This is a genomic window from Allobacillus halotolerans (assembly GCF_018967645.1).
GTDB classification, from domain to species: Bacteria; Bacillota; Bacilli; order Bacillales; family Alkalibacillaceae; genus Allobacillus; species Allobacillus halotolerans.
In genome coordinates this window covers 22,953-37,501 of sequence record NZ_JAHLZF010000008.1, presented here as the reverse complement: position 1 = coordinate 37,501, position 14,549 = coordinate 22,953, and the positions used below count along the sequence as shown (strand labels likewise).

The window sequence follows — 14,549 nt, the reverse complement described above, 5'->3', positions numbered from 1 at the left end:
TTAATTTTCTGAACATTGAAAGGCTGAGTCAAAAGTAGTGAAATTTCGACTCAAATCCTTCACTCTTAAGCAGTTATCATATATACTAGTTGGAGGATAAAGCCGTTTTCCACTCGGACTTCCAGTTAGTTTGTAAATCCTAATCTACGGGTAAACGTGTAATGGATATTCGAGCGGATAAACGACATGAAAATCATTAAGGACAATTGGATGAACAGTCCAAAATTGATGGGGGTAGTAATCGTGGCTATGGATGGGTCTAGCAATCGTATTTGGGAAGCTTTTCACGGTCCCAATATGGGCTATGTTGAAGAGCAATATGAACTGTTTTTAGACGACCCGGATGCAGTAGATGAATCACTGCGTCATATTTTTGAACAATACGGGGCACCGGAATGGATGGATGCCGATGATGGTGGCCAAGTAGCACCGCAGTCAGGAGGCGCCACTTCATTTACTGACTTGAAAAAGTTGACAAGTGCAATGAAGTTAGTTGAGGCCATTCGTCGACATGGTCATCTTGGTGCAGATATTTATCCAGTTGGCGGTCATGATCAATCGCATGATTCGCTAATCGACCTTGAGAGTTATAATTTAACAAACGAAGACTTGAAAAAGATCGATGTTAAGTTGCTAGCAGGTCATGAACACAAAGGAATTAATAATGGTTACGAATATATCGAGCATTTGAAAGAAAAGTATTTAGGAAAAACCTCCTATGAATTCAACCATATTCCAGATGATGAAGAGCGCGAATGGCTTTATCAGCAGGTTGAAACAGGAACTTTTGAAATTGACTTTTCAGATGAAGATAAAAAAGATTTACTAAAACGACTAGGTGAAGTAGAGGGATTTGAGGCATTCTTACAGAAAACGTTTGTTGCTCAAAAACGTTTCTCGATTGAAGGCCTTGATGTTATGGTTCCGATGCTCGACCACCTTGTTAAAAATAGTAACAAAGACTCCGTTGAACACATCATGATGGGCATGGCTCACCGTGGTCGTTTAAACGTCTTGGCTCATATTCTTGGAAAACCGTATGACAGGATTTTTTCTGAATTTGCTCATTCTCCAAATAAAGAATTAGTACCTTCAGAAGGTTCAACAGGGATTAATTATGGTTGGACAGGAGACGTTAAATACCACTTTGGTGGAAACTTTAAACAAGATGAATCAAAAACGAAGATCACATTAGGACACAACCCTTCTCACTTGGAATTCATCAATCCGATTGTTGAAGGATATACACGTGCCGTACAAGATGAGCGGTCAAATAAAGGCGAAGCGAAACCAGACTTCAATAAATCATTCTCTGTACAAATCCACGGAGATGCAGCATTTATCGGTGAAGGTGTTGTCGCAGAAACCCTTAACCTTGCGCAACTACACGGTTATAAAACGGGTGGAGCCGTCCATATTATCGCCAACAACCTTGTCGGTTTTACAACCGATAAAGTAGAAGGTCGTTCAACAAAATATGCATCTGACTTGGCGAAAGGCTTTGAAATGCCTGTTTTACACGTTAACGCAGATGATCCGGTCGCTTGTATTCGTGCGGTTGAATTTGCTTATCAATACCGTAAAGAGTTCCAAAAAGACGTCGTTATCGATTTAGTCGGTTACAGACGTTATGGTCATAACGAAATGGATGAACCTCGTGGTACTCAGCCATTGTTATACCAGGAAATCGATGCGCATGATACAGCGTATGAAGTTTATGCGAAACGTCTAGTAGAAGAAAAAGTACTTTCCGAAGAAGAGCAAATGAAATATAAAGAGGATGCCATTCAAAAACTTCGGGATATTTATAATGGCATGAAAGAGCATGAAATCCATGAAACTTATGTGCCAGCCTTACCTGAAGGAGTTGCAGATGAGCTCGATTCGATTGAAACAAAAGTGAATAAGGATGTCCTAAACCAAGTAAATGAAGATATGTTAAAACGTCCGGAAGGTTTTACTGGCTTCAAAAAACTTGAAAAAATTCTTAGACGTCGTGAGAATGCATTAGAAGAAGGGCAAAAAGTCGATTGGGCTCTTGGTGAAGCGCTTGCTTTTGGAACAATTTTGAAAGACGGTACACCAATCCGAATGACCGGTCAAGATTCCGAGCGTGGAACATTTGCGCACCGCCATCTCGTTTTGCGCGACGTTAAAACAAATGAAAAGTACAGCCCAATGCACGGTATTGAAGGCGTGGATGCTTCCTTTAGCTTATATAACAGCCCATTGTCAGAGGTAGCGGTTTTAGGGTTTGAATATGGCTATAGTGTGCAAACCGACGATACACTTGTCTTATGGGAAGCACAGTATGGAGATTTCTCGAATGTGGCACAAGTAATCTTTGATCAATTCATTTCATCTGGTCGAGCTAAATGGGGACAAATTGCAAGCCTTGTTATGCTTCTACCACACGGATATGAAGGTCAAGGACCAGAGCACTCCAGTGCACGTTTGGAACGTTACTTGCAACTATCAGCAGAAAATAACTGGACGGTGGCGAATGTGACGACTGCCGGTCAATACTTCCATTTATTAAGAAGGCAAGCTGCGATTGTTGGAAAAGAAAACGCTCGTCCGTTGATTTTGATGACGCCTAAGAGTCTCATTCGTAATCAGCGTGTTGCCGTTGATGGCACTGAGCTGAGCGAAGGAAAGTTCCAGCCTGTCTTAGAGCATAAAGAAACAGGGGATAATCCTGAGTCCGTGAAACGATTAGTCATCGGTAGCGGAAAAGTTATGGTCGACCTTGAAGAAGCTTTAGAGGACATGGACAATACAGAAAGCTTGCATTGTGTCAGATTAGAACAAATTTATCCATTCCCAGAAGACCGACTGAAAGAACTTCTGAAAAAATACAAAAATGTTGAAGATATTGTATGGGTTCAAGAAGAGCCGAAGAATATGGGAAGCTGGGAATTCGTCAACGACAGAATTCGTGATATTATGAAGAAGAAACAGAATCTCTTATATGTAGGTAGACCTGATCGTTCTTCACCTGCCGTTGGTGATCCAAACATTCACAAAGCAGAACAAAGTCAAATCATTGAAGAAGCACTTAAGCTTGACTAAAAGGAGGAAAATGACGTGAAGGAAATCGTTGTACCGGAATTAGCTGAATCGATTACTGAAGGTACAGTAGCCGAATGGTTAGTCCAAAAAGGTGAAAAAGTAGAAAAGGGAGACGCCATCCTTGAATTAGAAACAGACAAAGTAAACGTTGAAGTTAACTCTGACTTTACAGGTGTTCTTGCAGAAGTTCTTGTAGAAGAAGGCGACGACGTTGAAGTAGGAGACGTTATTGCTAAAATTGATGAGAACGGTGAAGCAGGTGGTAGTTCATCAGAATCCAGTGAAGAAACAGTAGAGAAGGAAGAAAAGAAAGAAGAAGCATCTACTGAAGAGCCAGCGGAAGAAAAGAAAGCAGAACCTGCTAAAGAAGAAAAAGAACAAGCAGACTCAACAGACCAGCCAGTTGCTTCTCCAGCAACACGTAAACGTGCGCGTGAACTTGGAATTGACTTAAATGACATTAAACCAAAAGATCCAGTAGGACGAATTTCCAAAGAAGACGTGGAAGCAGCAGCAAGCCAGAAAGCAGAAGGCAGCAAAGCGAAGTCTTCGAAGAAAGAAGAAAGCAGCGAGAAAACAGAATTCGACAAACCGGTTGAGCGTGAGAAGCTGTCTCGCCGTCGTCAAACGATTGCTAAGCGTTTAGTTGAAGTTCAACAAGAAGCGGCAATGTTAACAACGTTTAACGAAGTTGACATGACGAATATTATGAAGCTTCGCAGTGAGCGTAAAGATGAATTCTTGGACAAACACGGTGTCAAACTAGGCTTTATGTCCTTCTTTACAAAAGCTGTTGTTGGCGCTTTGAAAGAGTTTCCATTAGTCAACTCTGAAATCCAAGGCAAAGAAGTCGTGAAGAAGAAGTTTTATGACATAGGTATGGCTGTATCTACAGAAGAAGGACTAGTTGTTCCTGTTGTTAGAGATGCCGATCGTTTAAGCTTTGCAGGAATTGAAAAAGAAGTTGGGGACTTGGCGAAAAAAGCTCGTGATGGAAAACTGACATTAGACGATCTAAGTGGAGGTTCATTCACAATCACAAATGGTGGTATTTTTGGATCCTTGCTATCCACACCAATCTTGAACTCACCTCAAGTAGGTATTTTAGGGATGCACACGATTCAAAAACGTCCTGTCGTTATGCCAGATGACTCAATTGAAGTCCGCCCAATGATGTACTTGGCACTTTCTTATGATCACAGAATCATTGACGGAAGAGAAGCTGTTCAGTTCTTGGTTCGTGTCAAAGAAATGATTGAAGATCCTTATGATCTACTATTAGAAGGATAATAAAAAAGTTAAATAGCTAATACTTTGAACATGGCACCTACTCCTAAAATTACGGAGTAGGTGTTATTTTTTGCTCAAATAATACAGTATATTCCGATATTAAAACTTCCTCGCGAACAATTTTTACAGCTTATGAATCATGATATTTTAGTTATTGTGCATGGACTCCTATCCTATTAATACGATGGTTATAGAGATGTTAAATGCAATAAGAATGCAAATAGAAAACGTTTTCACAAATATAAATGTTGAAAATAGTTAGAAAAAATGAAAAATAACCTTCGTAATTTACATTATTCATGATATAATGAAACAAACTTGTAATAACAACTTAATATTCTGATGATTTACATAGTTTAAATAAACATTGAAATTAAATATTTTAAAAAACTCTTGAAATTATAGCTGATTATGTATAATATATTTATTAACCAATTTCATTTATTGTACATATATGTCTGTTATTCCATTTTAAGTATTTTTTTATAGTTAAGATTCTGAATTATTCTAAAACAACAGAGGTGCTTTCGATGAGCGAACATACTAAAGAAAATAAAGCCCCACTTCTAGAAGTAAAGAATTTGGAAACGGCTTTTCCGATTGACGGGGAGTACTACAACGCCGTAGATGATGTTTCATTTACTGTCGATCGTGGCAAAATCGTTGGTGTTGTAGGAGAATCCGGTTGTGGTAAAAGTGTCATGTCATTATCGATTATGCATTTACTACCGAAAGGAATCGGCAAAATAAAAGGTGGACAAATTCTTTTAGATGGAAAAGATATTACCAACTATAACGATAAAGAAATGAATAAGATTCGCGGCAAAGATATATCAATGATTTTCCAGGAACCAATGACTGCATTAAACCCAGTCTTTACAATCGGTTTCCAACTCGAAGAAGTTTTGTTTAATCATTTCAAAATTTCAAAGAAGGAAGCACGACAAAAATCTGTTTCATTACTTCGGAGTGTAGGCATTTCAAGACCTGACGATGTCGTTCAGGAATATCCACACCAATTATCAGGCGGTATGAGACAGCGTGTCATGATTGCAATGGCTATTGCTTGCCAACCGCAATTACTGATTGCTGATGAACCTACAACAGCACTTGATGTAACTGTTCAAGCACAGATTCTTGATCTTTTAAAAGAAGTTCAATCAATTAATGACATGGCAATTGTACTTATCACCCACGATCTAGGTGTAGTTGCTGAAATGTGTGATGATGTAATTGTTATGTATGCTGGAGAGATTGTTGAGAAAACCACTGTAGAAGAGCTGTTTGAAAATCCAAAACATCCATATACAGAAAAATTGATTGATTCCATTCCGAAAATGGCTGAAAAACAAGAACGACTCGGTTCCATTCCAGGAATCGTACCATCGTTAAAAAACATGCCGCGGGTAGGATGTAAATTTGCCGACCGTTGTGCAAGAGCAATGCCGGAATGCACGACGATTACACCATTACTTGGCGAAGTGAAAGACGGTCACGAAGTGGCATGTATCTTATACGATGAAAGCCGACCAAAAGAAAGGGCGAATGCGTAATGGCGACAACTGAGACATTCACAAATGCGGAAGTTAGAAAAGAACAACGTGACGCAAAAGAAAATATTCTCGAGGTCAAAAATCTTAAAACCTATTATCCAATTAAAGGTGGATTTTTCAGAAGAACAGTAGGACATGTGAAAGCCGTCGATGACATTAGTTTCAATATTAAAAAGGGAGAAACATTTGGACTTGTCGGTGAATCGGGGTGTGGGAAATCGACAGCTGGTCGAACACTCCTACGCTTGTTGAAACCAACTGAAGGGGAAATTATTTTCGATGGCGAAAACATTACTAATCTAGCTGGTAATAAACTTCGCAAAAAAAGACAAGACTTTCAAATGGTATTCCAAGATCCCTATGCATCGTTGAATCCAATGCAGAATGTCGGTGAAATCGTTGCCGAACCGATCCGTAACTATAATACAGGTAAAAGTAAAAAAGAAATTGAAGAAGAAGTAAGGAACTTGTTGACACGAGTCGGCCTTCCACAAGATGCTTATGACAAATATGCACATGAATTTTCAGGTGGACAACGGCAAAGGATTGGGATTGCCCGAGCGCTTGCTTTGAACCCGAAATTTATCATCGCTGATGAGCCTGTTTCAGCATTAGATGTTTCGGTACAATCACAAGTTTTGAATCTATTAATGGATCTCCAGGATGAATTTGATCTTACATATTTATTTATCGCGCACGACCTAAGTGTTGTAAAGCATATGAGTGATCGAATCGGAGTTATGTATCTTGGAAACCTAGTGGAATTGGCCGATAACGAATCGATTTACAATGAACCACTTCATCCTTATACGCAGGCATTAATTTCTGCCATACCTCATCCTAATCCAAAGATGAAAAAGGAAAGGATCGTATTGGAAGGTGACGTACCAAGCCCTTCTAATCCACCAAGCGGATGTCCGTTCCATACGAGGTGTCCGATGGCTAAAGAGGAATGCTCAGAAATTAGGCCAACTTTAAAGGAGGTGAAGCCAGGTCATCACGTAGCTTGCATCCTTTATGATTAAGAAGTCAATTAATATTCAAAAAACAGGGGGAAAGAAAATGAAGAAATCTTATTGGCTAGTTGCCATGATGCTTGTTCTTGCAATGTTCCTAGCTGCTTGTGGCGGGGATGATAGTGAAGAGCAAGGCAATGAAGATGAGGGTACAGAAGAAGAATCTTCTGATGAATCCTCAGAAGAAGGTACAGAGGAAGAGTCCTCGGAAGAAGGTTCAGAAGAGGCTTCTGGTGATGGTGAACCAGTTGATGGAGGAACATTGATTTATGCAATTGACTCAGAACCATCTGGTCCACTTGATATCAACTTCTATAGATCATCTACTGAAGCTGAGATCAACCAGTTTGTTCAAGAAGGATTCATTGAATATGATGAAGAATTCAATCCAATTCCTCACTTAGCGGAATGGGAAACAGAAGATCAAAAAACATATAATTTCACGATTAAAGAAGGCGTAAAATGGCATAACGGTGACGAATTAACTGTTAATGACTGGGTATTCGCAATCGAAACGCTAGCACACCCTGATTATACAGGACCTCGTTGGGCAAACGTTCAAACGATCGAAGGTGCTGCTGATTTCCGTGAAGGTAATGCTGAAGAAATTTCAGGTTTGAATGTTAAGAGTGATTATGAAATTGAAATTACTTTTGATAAAGCGCGTGTAAACAACCTATTGAACCTATGGACAAACCCAATGAACCAGACAGCATTCGAAGGAATCGAAGTTGCTGAGATGGAAGAATCCGCTCCTTCTATGACTGAAATCGTTGGAACAGGACCTTTCAAAGTAAAAAATACATCTGCTGGTGAATATTATGAGTTAGAAAAGAACGAAGATTACTGGCAAGGCGAGCCACACTTAGATGGGCTGACAGTTCGTGTTGTAGCCAACACTTCTGTAATTGGTGCACTTGAGAACGGCGAAGTTGACATGGTTCCAGTTCACCCAACTCAAGGTAAAGAAGCAGACGCTTTAGACAACGTTTCTGTTATTACTTACCCAGGTGTTTCTTACTACTATGTAGGATTCAAGCTAGGTGTATTTGATAAAGAAGCTGGAGAAATCGTTGAAGATAAGGAAAAATATAGTAACAAAAAGTTACGTCAAGCACTATGGCATGCAATCGACCGTGAACAGTGGATCGAAACATTCTTCGGTGGTTATGGTAAAACACTTAACGCACCAATCCCTACGTCTCACTGGATTGCTGCAGATAACGATGACTTGAAACAATACGAATACTCTACTGAAAAAGCTAAAGAATTGCTAGCTGAAGCAGGTTATGAAGATACGAACGGTGATGGATTCGTAGAAGACCCTGAAGGAAATGAGTTTGTCTTATCATTCTCTCACTATGATACGGGTAACCCATCATTTGAAACTCGTGCACAAGCACTTGTTCAGCAGTGGGAAGCTGTCGGTGTCAAATCTGAATTAGAAATGGTAGAAGTACAAAACTATTATGAAATGATTGAAAACGATGATCCTGCAATCGAAGCATTCTTCGGTGGATGGAGTGTCGGTGCTGATCCAGACCCAACTGCACTATGGGCATCTGATCAACTATGGAACTACCCACGTTTCAACAATGAAGAAGCTGACCAACTTCTAGAAGATGCACTTGATGTAGAAGTTGTGGGTGATGATAAAGACAAACGTAAAGACGTATACACTGAATGGCAGAAACTTGTAAACGAAGAAGCTCCTGCTTTAATCATTGGTGAGCTTGAAGAAGTTTACGCTGTCAACGAACGTGTAGGCGGACTTGAATATGATGTAACAGGATTCAACAACGCTATGAACTGGTTTGTTACAGACGGAGCAGATAAGTAAACCATCCGTTAGTATGAAACGATAAGGAGAATTTACATGTTAAAATATACACTCCGAAGATTACTAGGCATGATTCCAATGCTACTCCTTATCTCCATTGTAGTGTTTTCCCTGGCAATGTTTATGCCAGGGGATCCACTTGGTGGAGAAATTGATCCAACGAATTCTGATCCAGAGTACATTGAGGAAATGAGAGAAAAATTAGGATATAACGATCCAATTCATGTTCAATATTGGACTTGGGTTACCAATTTTGTACAAGGAGACTTTGGTAAATCTACACAGTACAAAGTACAAGTCTCAGAACTCGTTAAATCTCGAATGCTGAACACGTTGTTTCTGGGTATAAGTTCGATTGTCATTACATATATCTTTGCTTTCGCAATGGGAATGACTGCAGGGAGAAAAGCTTACTCAAAATTAGATCATTTCATCGGCGGGTTAAATTATTTTGGCTTAGCAGTTCCAAACTATATTGCTGGGGTCGTCATAATTTATTTCTTCTCTTTTAAGTTAGGGTGGATTCCGTTTGGTGGTTCACATGAAATTGGACTTCAGCCAGGTACATTAGAATACTGGATTAGTCGATTCCATTATGTGTTAGCACCTGCAATCGTACTTGGTGCATTAAGTACCGCTAGTTACACTCAGTTTTTACGTAACGATATCATTGAAAGTAGTCGAAAAGATTTTGTCCGAACAGCAAGAGCAAAAGGTACTTCAGAATCGAAAATCTATAACAGTCATATTTTAAGAAATTCCTTAATACCTCTAATAACGTTTTTAGGATTCGACATTGTAACTATTGTTAACGGTGCGGTCATCACAGAAGCAATATTTACGTATCCTGGGATAGGAACATTATTTTTAAACTCAGTGAACAACCGTGATTACTCCGTATTGATGACATTAACAATGTTCTTCTCGTTACTTGTATTAATAGGAAACTTAGTCGCAGATTTGCTATATGGAATAGTGGATCCGAGAATTCGCATAGATTAGGAGGAGTGGCTGTGGAAACCAATACTATTACTAACGCTACACCAAAGCCACAAAAAAATATGTCGCCATGGGCGATAGCCAGAAGAAAATTTGTTAAGAATAAATTGGCTATGATCAGTTTAGCTTATTTATTATTTATCATTATCATTTCATTTTTGGCACCTTATATTACGACAGCAGATATAAGTCTTGTTAATATCGGTCAAATGGAGCTACCTCCATCTGCTGATCATTGGTTTGGAACAGATAAAAGTGGCCGTGATGTCTTTACGAGACTATTATATGGTGGACGAGTTTCATTGCTAGTCGGAATGGCCTGTACTGTGGCAGTTACTATTTTCGGAACAATCGTCGGTTCAATCGCCGGGTATTTCGGAGGAAAGATTGATAGTATCTTAATGCGTTTTACGGATTTCGTTTTGAACTTTCCATTCTTAGTTTTCGTAATCGTACTAAGTGCAATTTTATTCGGAGAAGTAGATGGTGTTTGGGTTTTAATCCTTGTCATTAGTGTACTAAGTTGGGGCGGTGTTGCTCGTCTTGTTCGTAGTAAAGTATTGACGGAGAAAGAAAATGAGTATGTGTTAGCGGCAGTCTCGATTGGAACGAACCCGTTTAAAGTTATTACTAAACACTTACTACCAAACATTTTATCTACAATTATTGTTCAATCAACCATTCTTTTTGCAAATATGATTGTAGTAGAATCCGGTTTAAGTTACCTTGGTTTCGGTGTACCTTCATCAACACCAAGTTGGGGAAATATGTTAAAGGCTTCCCAGGAATCGGATGTATTGCAACATATGCCATGGATTTGGGCACCACCTGGCATCGTTTTAGTATTGACGATCCTGTCGATTAACTTTATCGGTGAAGGAATTAAAGATGCTTTGAATCCAAAATCTTATCGTTAACTCATAACTCGCTCATTAATTACATATTAATGAGCGAGTTTTTTGTAGGAGAGGTGATTGATTGTTTAACGAACATGAGAAATGGATGACGAATGTCCCAATCATTTTCCATGGAAATGAAATTGATTCAACAAATAAAGAAAAGACAAAACGCGGAAGTGGTTTTTCTTCACCACGCACGCCTGTTTATTCTTTTAGAATGCATGATTTAATTCGAGAATTAGAGAAGCTTGAAAGAATGACGAATACCCTTTTACGAAAGGTATTCAATAGTAAAAAAACATTATTGAAGTCAGAAAGCAAACGGATTCCTTTCGAAGAAGCAGTCACTTACCGCTTTCCATTAACGACTGAATTAAGGCAAAATCAATTGGTGAAAATCATCTTGATCGATTGTTCTCATTCAATGGGTGATTATCTGTACTCTCTAAGACGATTAACTTTCCTTAAAAATTTTAACGATCCAATGTTTTTCCTTTACCATCGTGAATCGATTTTTTCTTGGTCCAATCAGTTGAGCTTACCAGCTATTGAAGGGGCTACTTCTATTATGCATCCTCTCAAGCAATTAAAAGAATTGTTAAATCATGATACCACTTCTTTTCATTTTTCCATCGAACACATCAGTGACGGAAAAATTTCAACCATTGAGTGTAGCGCAATACTTCACCATCTGAATGAGTATGCATCGAAAGGGCATTATTACACGCTGCGCGAAATTCGAAAACAAGGATTGTCACCAAGTTTTCTTGGCGAAGAGATTTCTAGGCAATTCTCCGCTTCACCTTACATCTCATCGGAGTATTTTATGGTCTAACAATGGCTAGTCCGTTGCAGAAAAGTCAGCCATATTGAGTGTATTAGACAAAAAATTGCATAAACTAACCTCTAAGTTGAGTTTTTGGTAATAAAGGATGTAAATGATTGAATAAAACCGATTTTTGTCTTCCATATCTATTGCTTACAGGTATAATTCTTGGTACATTAAAAAATAGTTTATAATCTTTTTTCGTTTCATCATAGAGGAGGAGACAAATATGGGAATTTTATTAGCCATTGTCGCAATAGCTCTCGTGTTAGGGTTGGCATGGTTATTATCAAATGATAAAAAATACATCCCATTCAAAGGTATAGGGATAATGTTAGTTTCACAGGTAATTATTACATGGTTTATGTTTAACACGTCGTTCGGTGAAACAATCATCTTATGGATTTCTGACCTATTTAATAAATTAATTTCATTCGGTCGGTCCGGTGCAGAATTTGTTATCGGAGGGATTGAGATATCGGGTGATCAAGTATTTCTTTTTGATGTCTTAATGATTATTATCTTTTTCGCTACGATCCTATCCGTATTAACGTATATAAAAATTTTACCGTTTATCATTAAATATGTCGGAGCTATCTTGTCAAAGATTACAGGCTTACCAAAAATCGAGTCCTTTAATGCGGTAAACAGTTTGTTTTTCGGTCAATCAGAGGCTTTGCTTGGTATCAAATCACAATTTCACCGATTGACGGATAATCGTCTATATATCGTCAGTGCTTCTGCTATGGGTTCTGTATCAGCTTCCATTGTGGGTGCTTACATGACAATGATTCCACCACAGTATGTGTTGGTCGCATTACCATTGAACATGTTCAGTGCGTTGATCATTGCTTCAATTATTGCGCCTGTGAAAACGGATGAAGAAGACGATGAAGTTGACGTGAAGAATGTTTCCGGTGCGAAAAGTGTATTTGAAGCGATGGCAAACGGTGCATTAGATGGTGGTAAGATTGCTTTAATCGTTGCTGCGATGTTAATTGCATTCTTAGCATCTCTAGAACTTGTCAATTGGATCATCGGAGGTATATTCAATGGAGTTACCTTAGAACAAATTCTAGGTTATATTCTTTCTCCACTTGTCTTCCTAATGGGTGTACCGATGGATGAAGTCATCAATGCAGGTAGTTTAATGGGGACAAAAATCATTACTAATGAATTTGTTGCCATGGCCCAATTTGGAGAAATTTCCGCACAGTTTTCTGCAAAAACAAAAGCCATTGTTTCTGTATTCTTGACAAGCTTTGCGAACTTTAGCTCCATCGGTATTATCGCCGGTACTGTTGCTGGAATCAGTTCTGAAAAAGGAAAAATTGTATCGCGTTTCGGAATGAAGTTATTGATTGGTGCGACCCTTGCATCTGTCCTATCTGCAACAATTGCTGGATTATTTGTTTAAAGCTTTCACAATACTGCATCTACATGTAATCTATTGTAGATGCAGTATTTTAGTATTTCCTTCAATAAAAAAGAAAAATTCCATCCTTAGGTAAAGGCAGGATGGAGATGAATTGGGTACGGTTGTTTATTCAAAACCACTTGCAGAGTAAAAGTTGGCCGTATGAAATAATGAATCCCTATGGAAAAGTGATCGTAGAATAGTATAATGATTAAAGTATAAAAATTAGTTTAAGCTGTTAGAAGACATAAATGCAGAAAGGATGGGAATCAGTGGGGAAACAAACGATCTTATTTACCGGAGGTGGGACGGCTGGCCATGTCGTCGTTAATCTGGCACTAATTCCCGAATTTTTAAAAGAGGGATATGACGTTCATTATGTTGGTTCGTATGAGGGGATTGAACGTGAGCTAATCGAAGGGTTGTCTGGAGTAACCTACCATGCCATTTCCACCGGAAAGCTTCGGAGATACTTGTCCAAAGAAAATATCAAAGATCCGTTTAAAGTCATGAAAGGTGTTTATCAATCCAATCGATTAATTAAAAAAGTAAAACCTTCCATTGTTTTCTCAAAAGGTGGTTTTGTTTCAGTTCCCGTTGTGATCGCATCGAAATTTCAAAAAGTACCGGCCATCATACATGAGTCAGATCTTACCCCTGGGCTTGCCAATAAAATCGCCTCAAAATTTGCGCGTTTTGTATTGACGAATTTTCCAGAGACAGTGAAGTATTTACCGGAAGAGAAAGCAAAGTATGTCGGCGCGATTATCCGTGAAGAACTTTTTCAAGGAAGTCGGGAGCGCGCATATGAATTAACTGGATTCACCCAAGCAAAACCTGTCCTGATGGTGATGGGCGGAAGTGTCGGCTCCGTTAAAATGAATGAAGCGATTAGAGGGGAATTGAAAACATTAACAGAAAAGTTTCAGATTATCCACTTATGTGGTAAAGGCAATATTGATTCATCCATTCACCAGGAAGGCTATGTTCAATATGAATACGTCACAGATGGATTAAAGGATTTGTTGGCTATGAGTGATATCGTTATTTCAAGAGCTGGTGCCAACTCCATTTTTGAGTTTTTAGCTCTGCGAAAACCGATGTTATTAATCCCCTTATCTTTACAAGCTAGTCGTGGAGATCAATTATTAAACGCAGAGTCATTTGAAAAGCAAGGCTTCGCTGCTGTGTTACAAGAGGAAAACCTTGACGGTGAGCGATTAGTCAATCACGTGAACGAATTATATCACGATCGTTTTTCTTACAAAGATGAAATGGCAAAGTTTGAACCGAGGAAGACAAAAGATGATGTCATCCAATTGATCAAAGAAACGATGAAAAAATAAACTTCACATGGGAAGAGTTTGAATTAAAAATTACAGAAGAAATGAAATCCCGAACGATTTAGATGTTCATAAATCGCTCGGGATTTTTGTTTGACTGGCGGTCCATCAAAACACTTCGCTTGCACCCATAGGGTATAAGGCGACATCTACGATACATCGCAGTGTCTTCTATACCGCGGGCTGCGTGGCTGCTTTCTTCAATTTAAAAAGTTATATGGCAATAGGTCTAGCAATTAATAGGCTAACTCTTGCTTGGGTCAGCCAACTTCAGCAGTCAGCAGTCAATCTTCA

10 protein-coding genes are annotated in these 14,549 nt (G+C 38.8%); all 10 read left to right on the top strand.

Features of this window, described 5'->3' with window-relative positions:
* Nucleotides 1-249: 249 nt before the first annotated feature.
* The 10 genes from KQ486_RS06930 (at nucleotide 250) to murG (ending at nucleotide 14,258) form a co-directional block, all read left to right on the top strand.
* A complete protein-coding gene (locus KQ486_RS06930; RefSeq protein WP_216687185.1) occupies nucleotides 250-3,072 on the top strand; it encodes a 2-oxoglutarate dehydrogenase E1 component in 2,823 nt (940 codons plus the stop codon).
* Between the two features lie 15 nt (nucleotides 3,073-3,087).
* Nucleotides 3,088-4,362: a 2-oxoglutarate dehydrogenase complex dihydrolipoyllysine-residue succinyltransferase gene (odhB, locus tag KQ486_RS06925; RefSeq protein ID WP_216687149.1), complete on the top strand. Its 1,275-nt coding sequence runs from the start codon at nucleotides 3,088-3,090 to the stop codon at nucleotides 4,360-4,362.
* Between the two features lie 530 nt (nucleotides 4,363-4,892).
* On the top strand, nucleotides 4,893-5,915 hold the full coding sequence (locus KQ486_RS06920; RefSeq protein WP_212367751.1) for an ABC transporter ATP-binding protein: 1,023 nt from the start codon (nucleotides 4,893-4,895) through the stop codon (nucleotides 5,913-5,915).
* Nucleotides 5,915-6,940 (top strand): ABC transporter ATP-binding protein, encoded by a 1,026-nt coding sequence (locus KQ486_RS06915; RefSeq protein WP_212367749.1) that lies wholly within the window; start codon nucleotides 5,915-5,917, stop codon nucleotides 6,938-6,940. The genes KQ486_RS06920 and KQ486_RS06915 overlap by 1 nt, the downstream gene beginning before the upstream one ends.
* Nucleotides 6,941-6,977: 37 nt before the next feature.
* Nucleotides 6,978-8,771 carry an oligopeptide ABC transporter substrate-binding protein gene (gene opp4A, locus KQ486_RS06910; protein WP_212367747.1) on the top strand — a complete coding sequence of 598 codons (1,794 nt, stop codon included), beginning with the start codon at nucleotides 6,978-6,980 and terminating at the stop codon, nucleotides 8,769-8,771.
* 36 nt (nucleotides 8,772-8,807) lie between these two features.
* Nucleotides 8,808-9,773, top strand: coding sequence for an oligopeptide ABC transporter permease (gene opp4B, locus KQ486_RS06905; RefSeq protein ID WP_212367745.1), 966 nt, complete (start codon nucleotides 8,808-8,810; stop codon nucleotides 9,771-9,773).
* 59 nt (nucleotides 9,774-9,832) lie between these two features.
* Entirely contained in the window at nucleotides 9,833-10,687 is an 855-nt protein-coding gene (gene opp4C / locus KQ486_RS06900) for an oligopeptide ABC transporter permease (protein ID WP_212367938.1), read from the top strand.
* A 61-nt stretch (nucleotides 10,688-10,748) separates the two neighbouring features.
* The gene (locus KQ486_RS06895; protein ID WP_216687148.1) at nucleotides 10,749-11,504 is read left to right on the top strand and encodes a hypothetical protein; all 756 of its coding nucleotides are present in this window, start codon (nucleotides 10,749-10,751) and stop codon (nucleotides 11,502-11,504) included.
* Nucleotides 11,505-11,724: 220 nt separating this feature from the next.
* Nucleotides 11,725-12,912, top strand: a complete 1,188-nt coding sequence (locus KQ486_RS06890) for a NupC/NupG family nucleoside CNT transporter (RefSeq protein ID WP_216687147.1) — start codon at nucleotides 11,725-11,727, stop codon at nucleotides 12,910-12,912.
* Between the two features lie 272 nt (nucleotides 12,913-13,184).
* Nucleotides 13,185-14,258: an undecaprenyldiphospho-muramoylpentapeptide beta-N-acetylglucosaminyltransferase gene (gene murG / locus KQ486_RS06885; RefSeq protein WP_274236927.1), complete on the top strand. Its 1,074-nt coding sequence runs from the start codon at nucleotides 13,185-13,187 to the stop codon at nucleotides 14,256-14,258.
* Nucleotides 14,259-14,549 lie beyond the last annotated feature (291 nt).

What these genes read in the sequence shown, in the direction of transcription:
- KQ486_RS06930 (WP_216687185.1), top strand. Translation starts at nt 250, where the DNA reads ATGGATGGGTCTAGCAATCGTATTTGGGAAGCTTTTCACGGTCCCAAT.
- KQ486_RS06920 (WP_212367751.1), top strand. Translation starts at nt 4,893, where the DNA reads ATGAGCGAACATACTAAAGAAAATAAAGCCCCACTTCTAGAAGTAAAG.
- KQ486_RS06915 (WP_212367749.1), top strand. Translation starts at nt 5,915, where the DNA reads ATGGCGACAACTGAGACATTCACAAATGCGGAAGTTAGAAAAGAACAA.
- opp4A (WP_212367747.1), top strand. Translation starts at nt 6,978, where the DNA reads ATGAAGAAATCTTATTGGCTAGTTGCCATGATGCTTGTTCTTGCAATG.
- opp4B (WP_212367745.1), top strand. Translation starts at nt 8,808, where the DNA reads ATGTTAAAATATACACTCCGAAGATTACTAGGCATGATTCCAATGCTA.
- opp4C (WP_212367938.1), top strand. Translation starts at nt 9,833, where the DNA reads ATGTCGCCATGGGCGATAGCCAGAAGAAAATTTGTTAAGAATAAATTG.
- KQ486_RS06890 (WP_216687147.1), top strand. Translation starts at nt 11,725, where the DNA reads ATGGGAATTTTATTAGCCATTGTCGCAATAGCTCTCGTGTTAGGGTTG.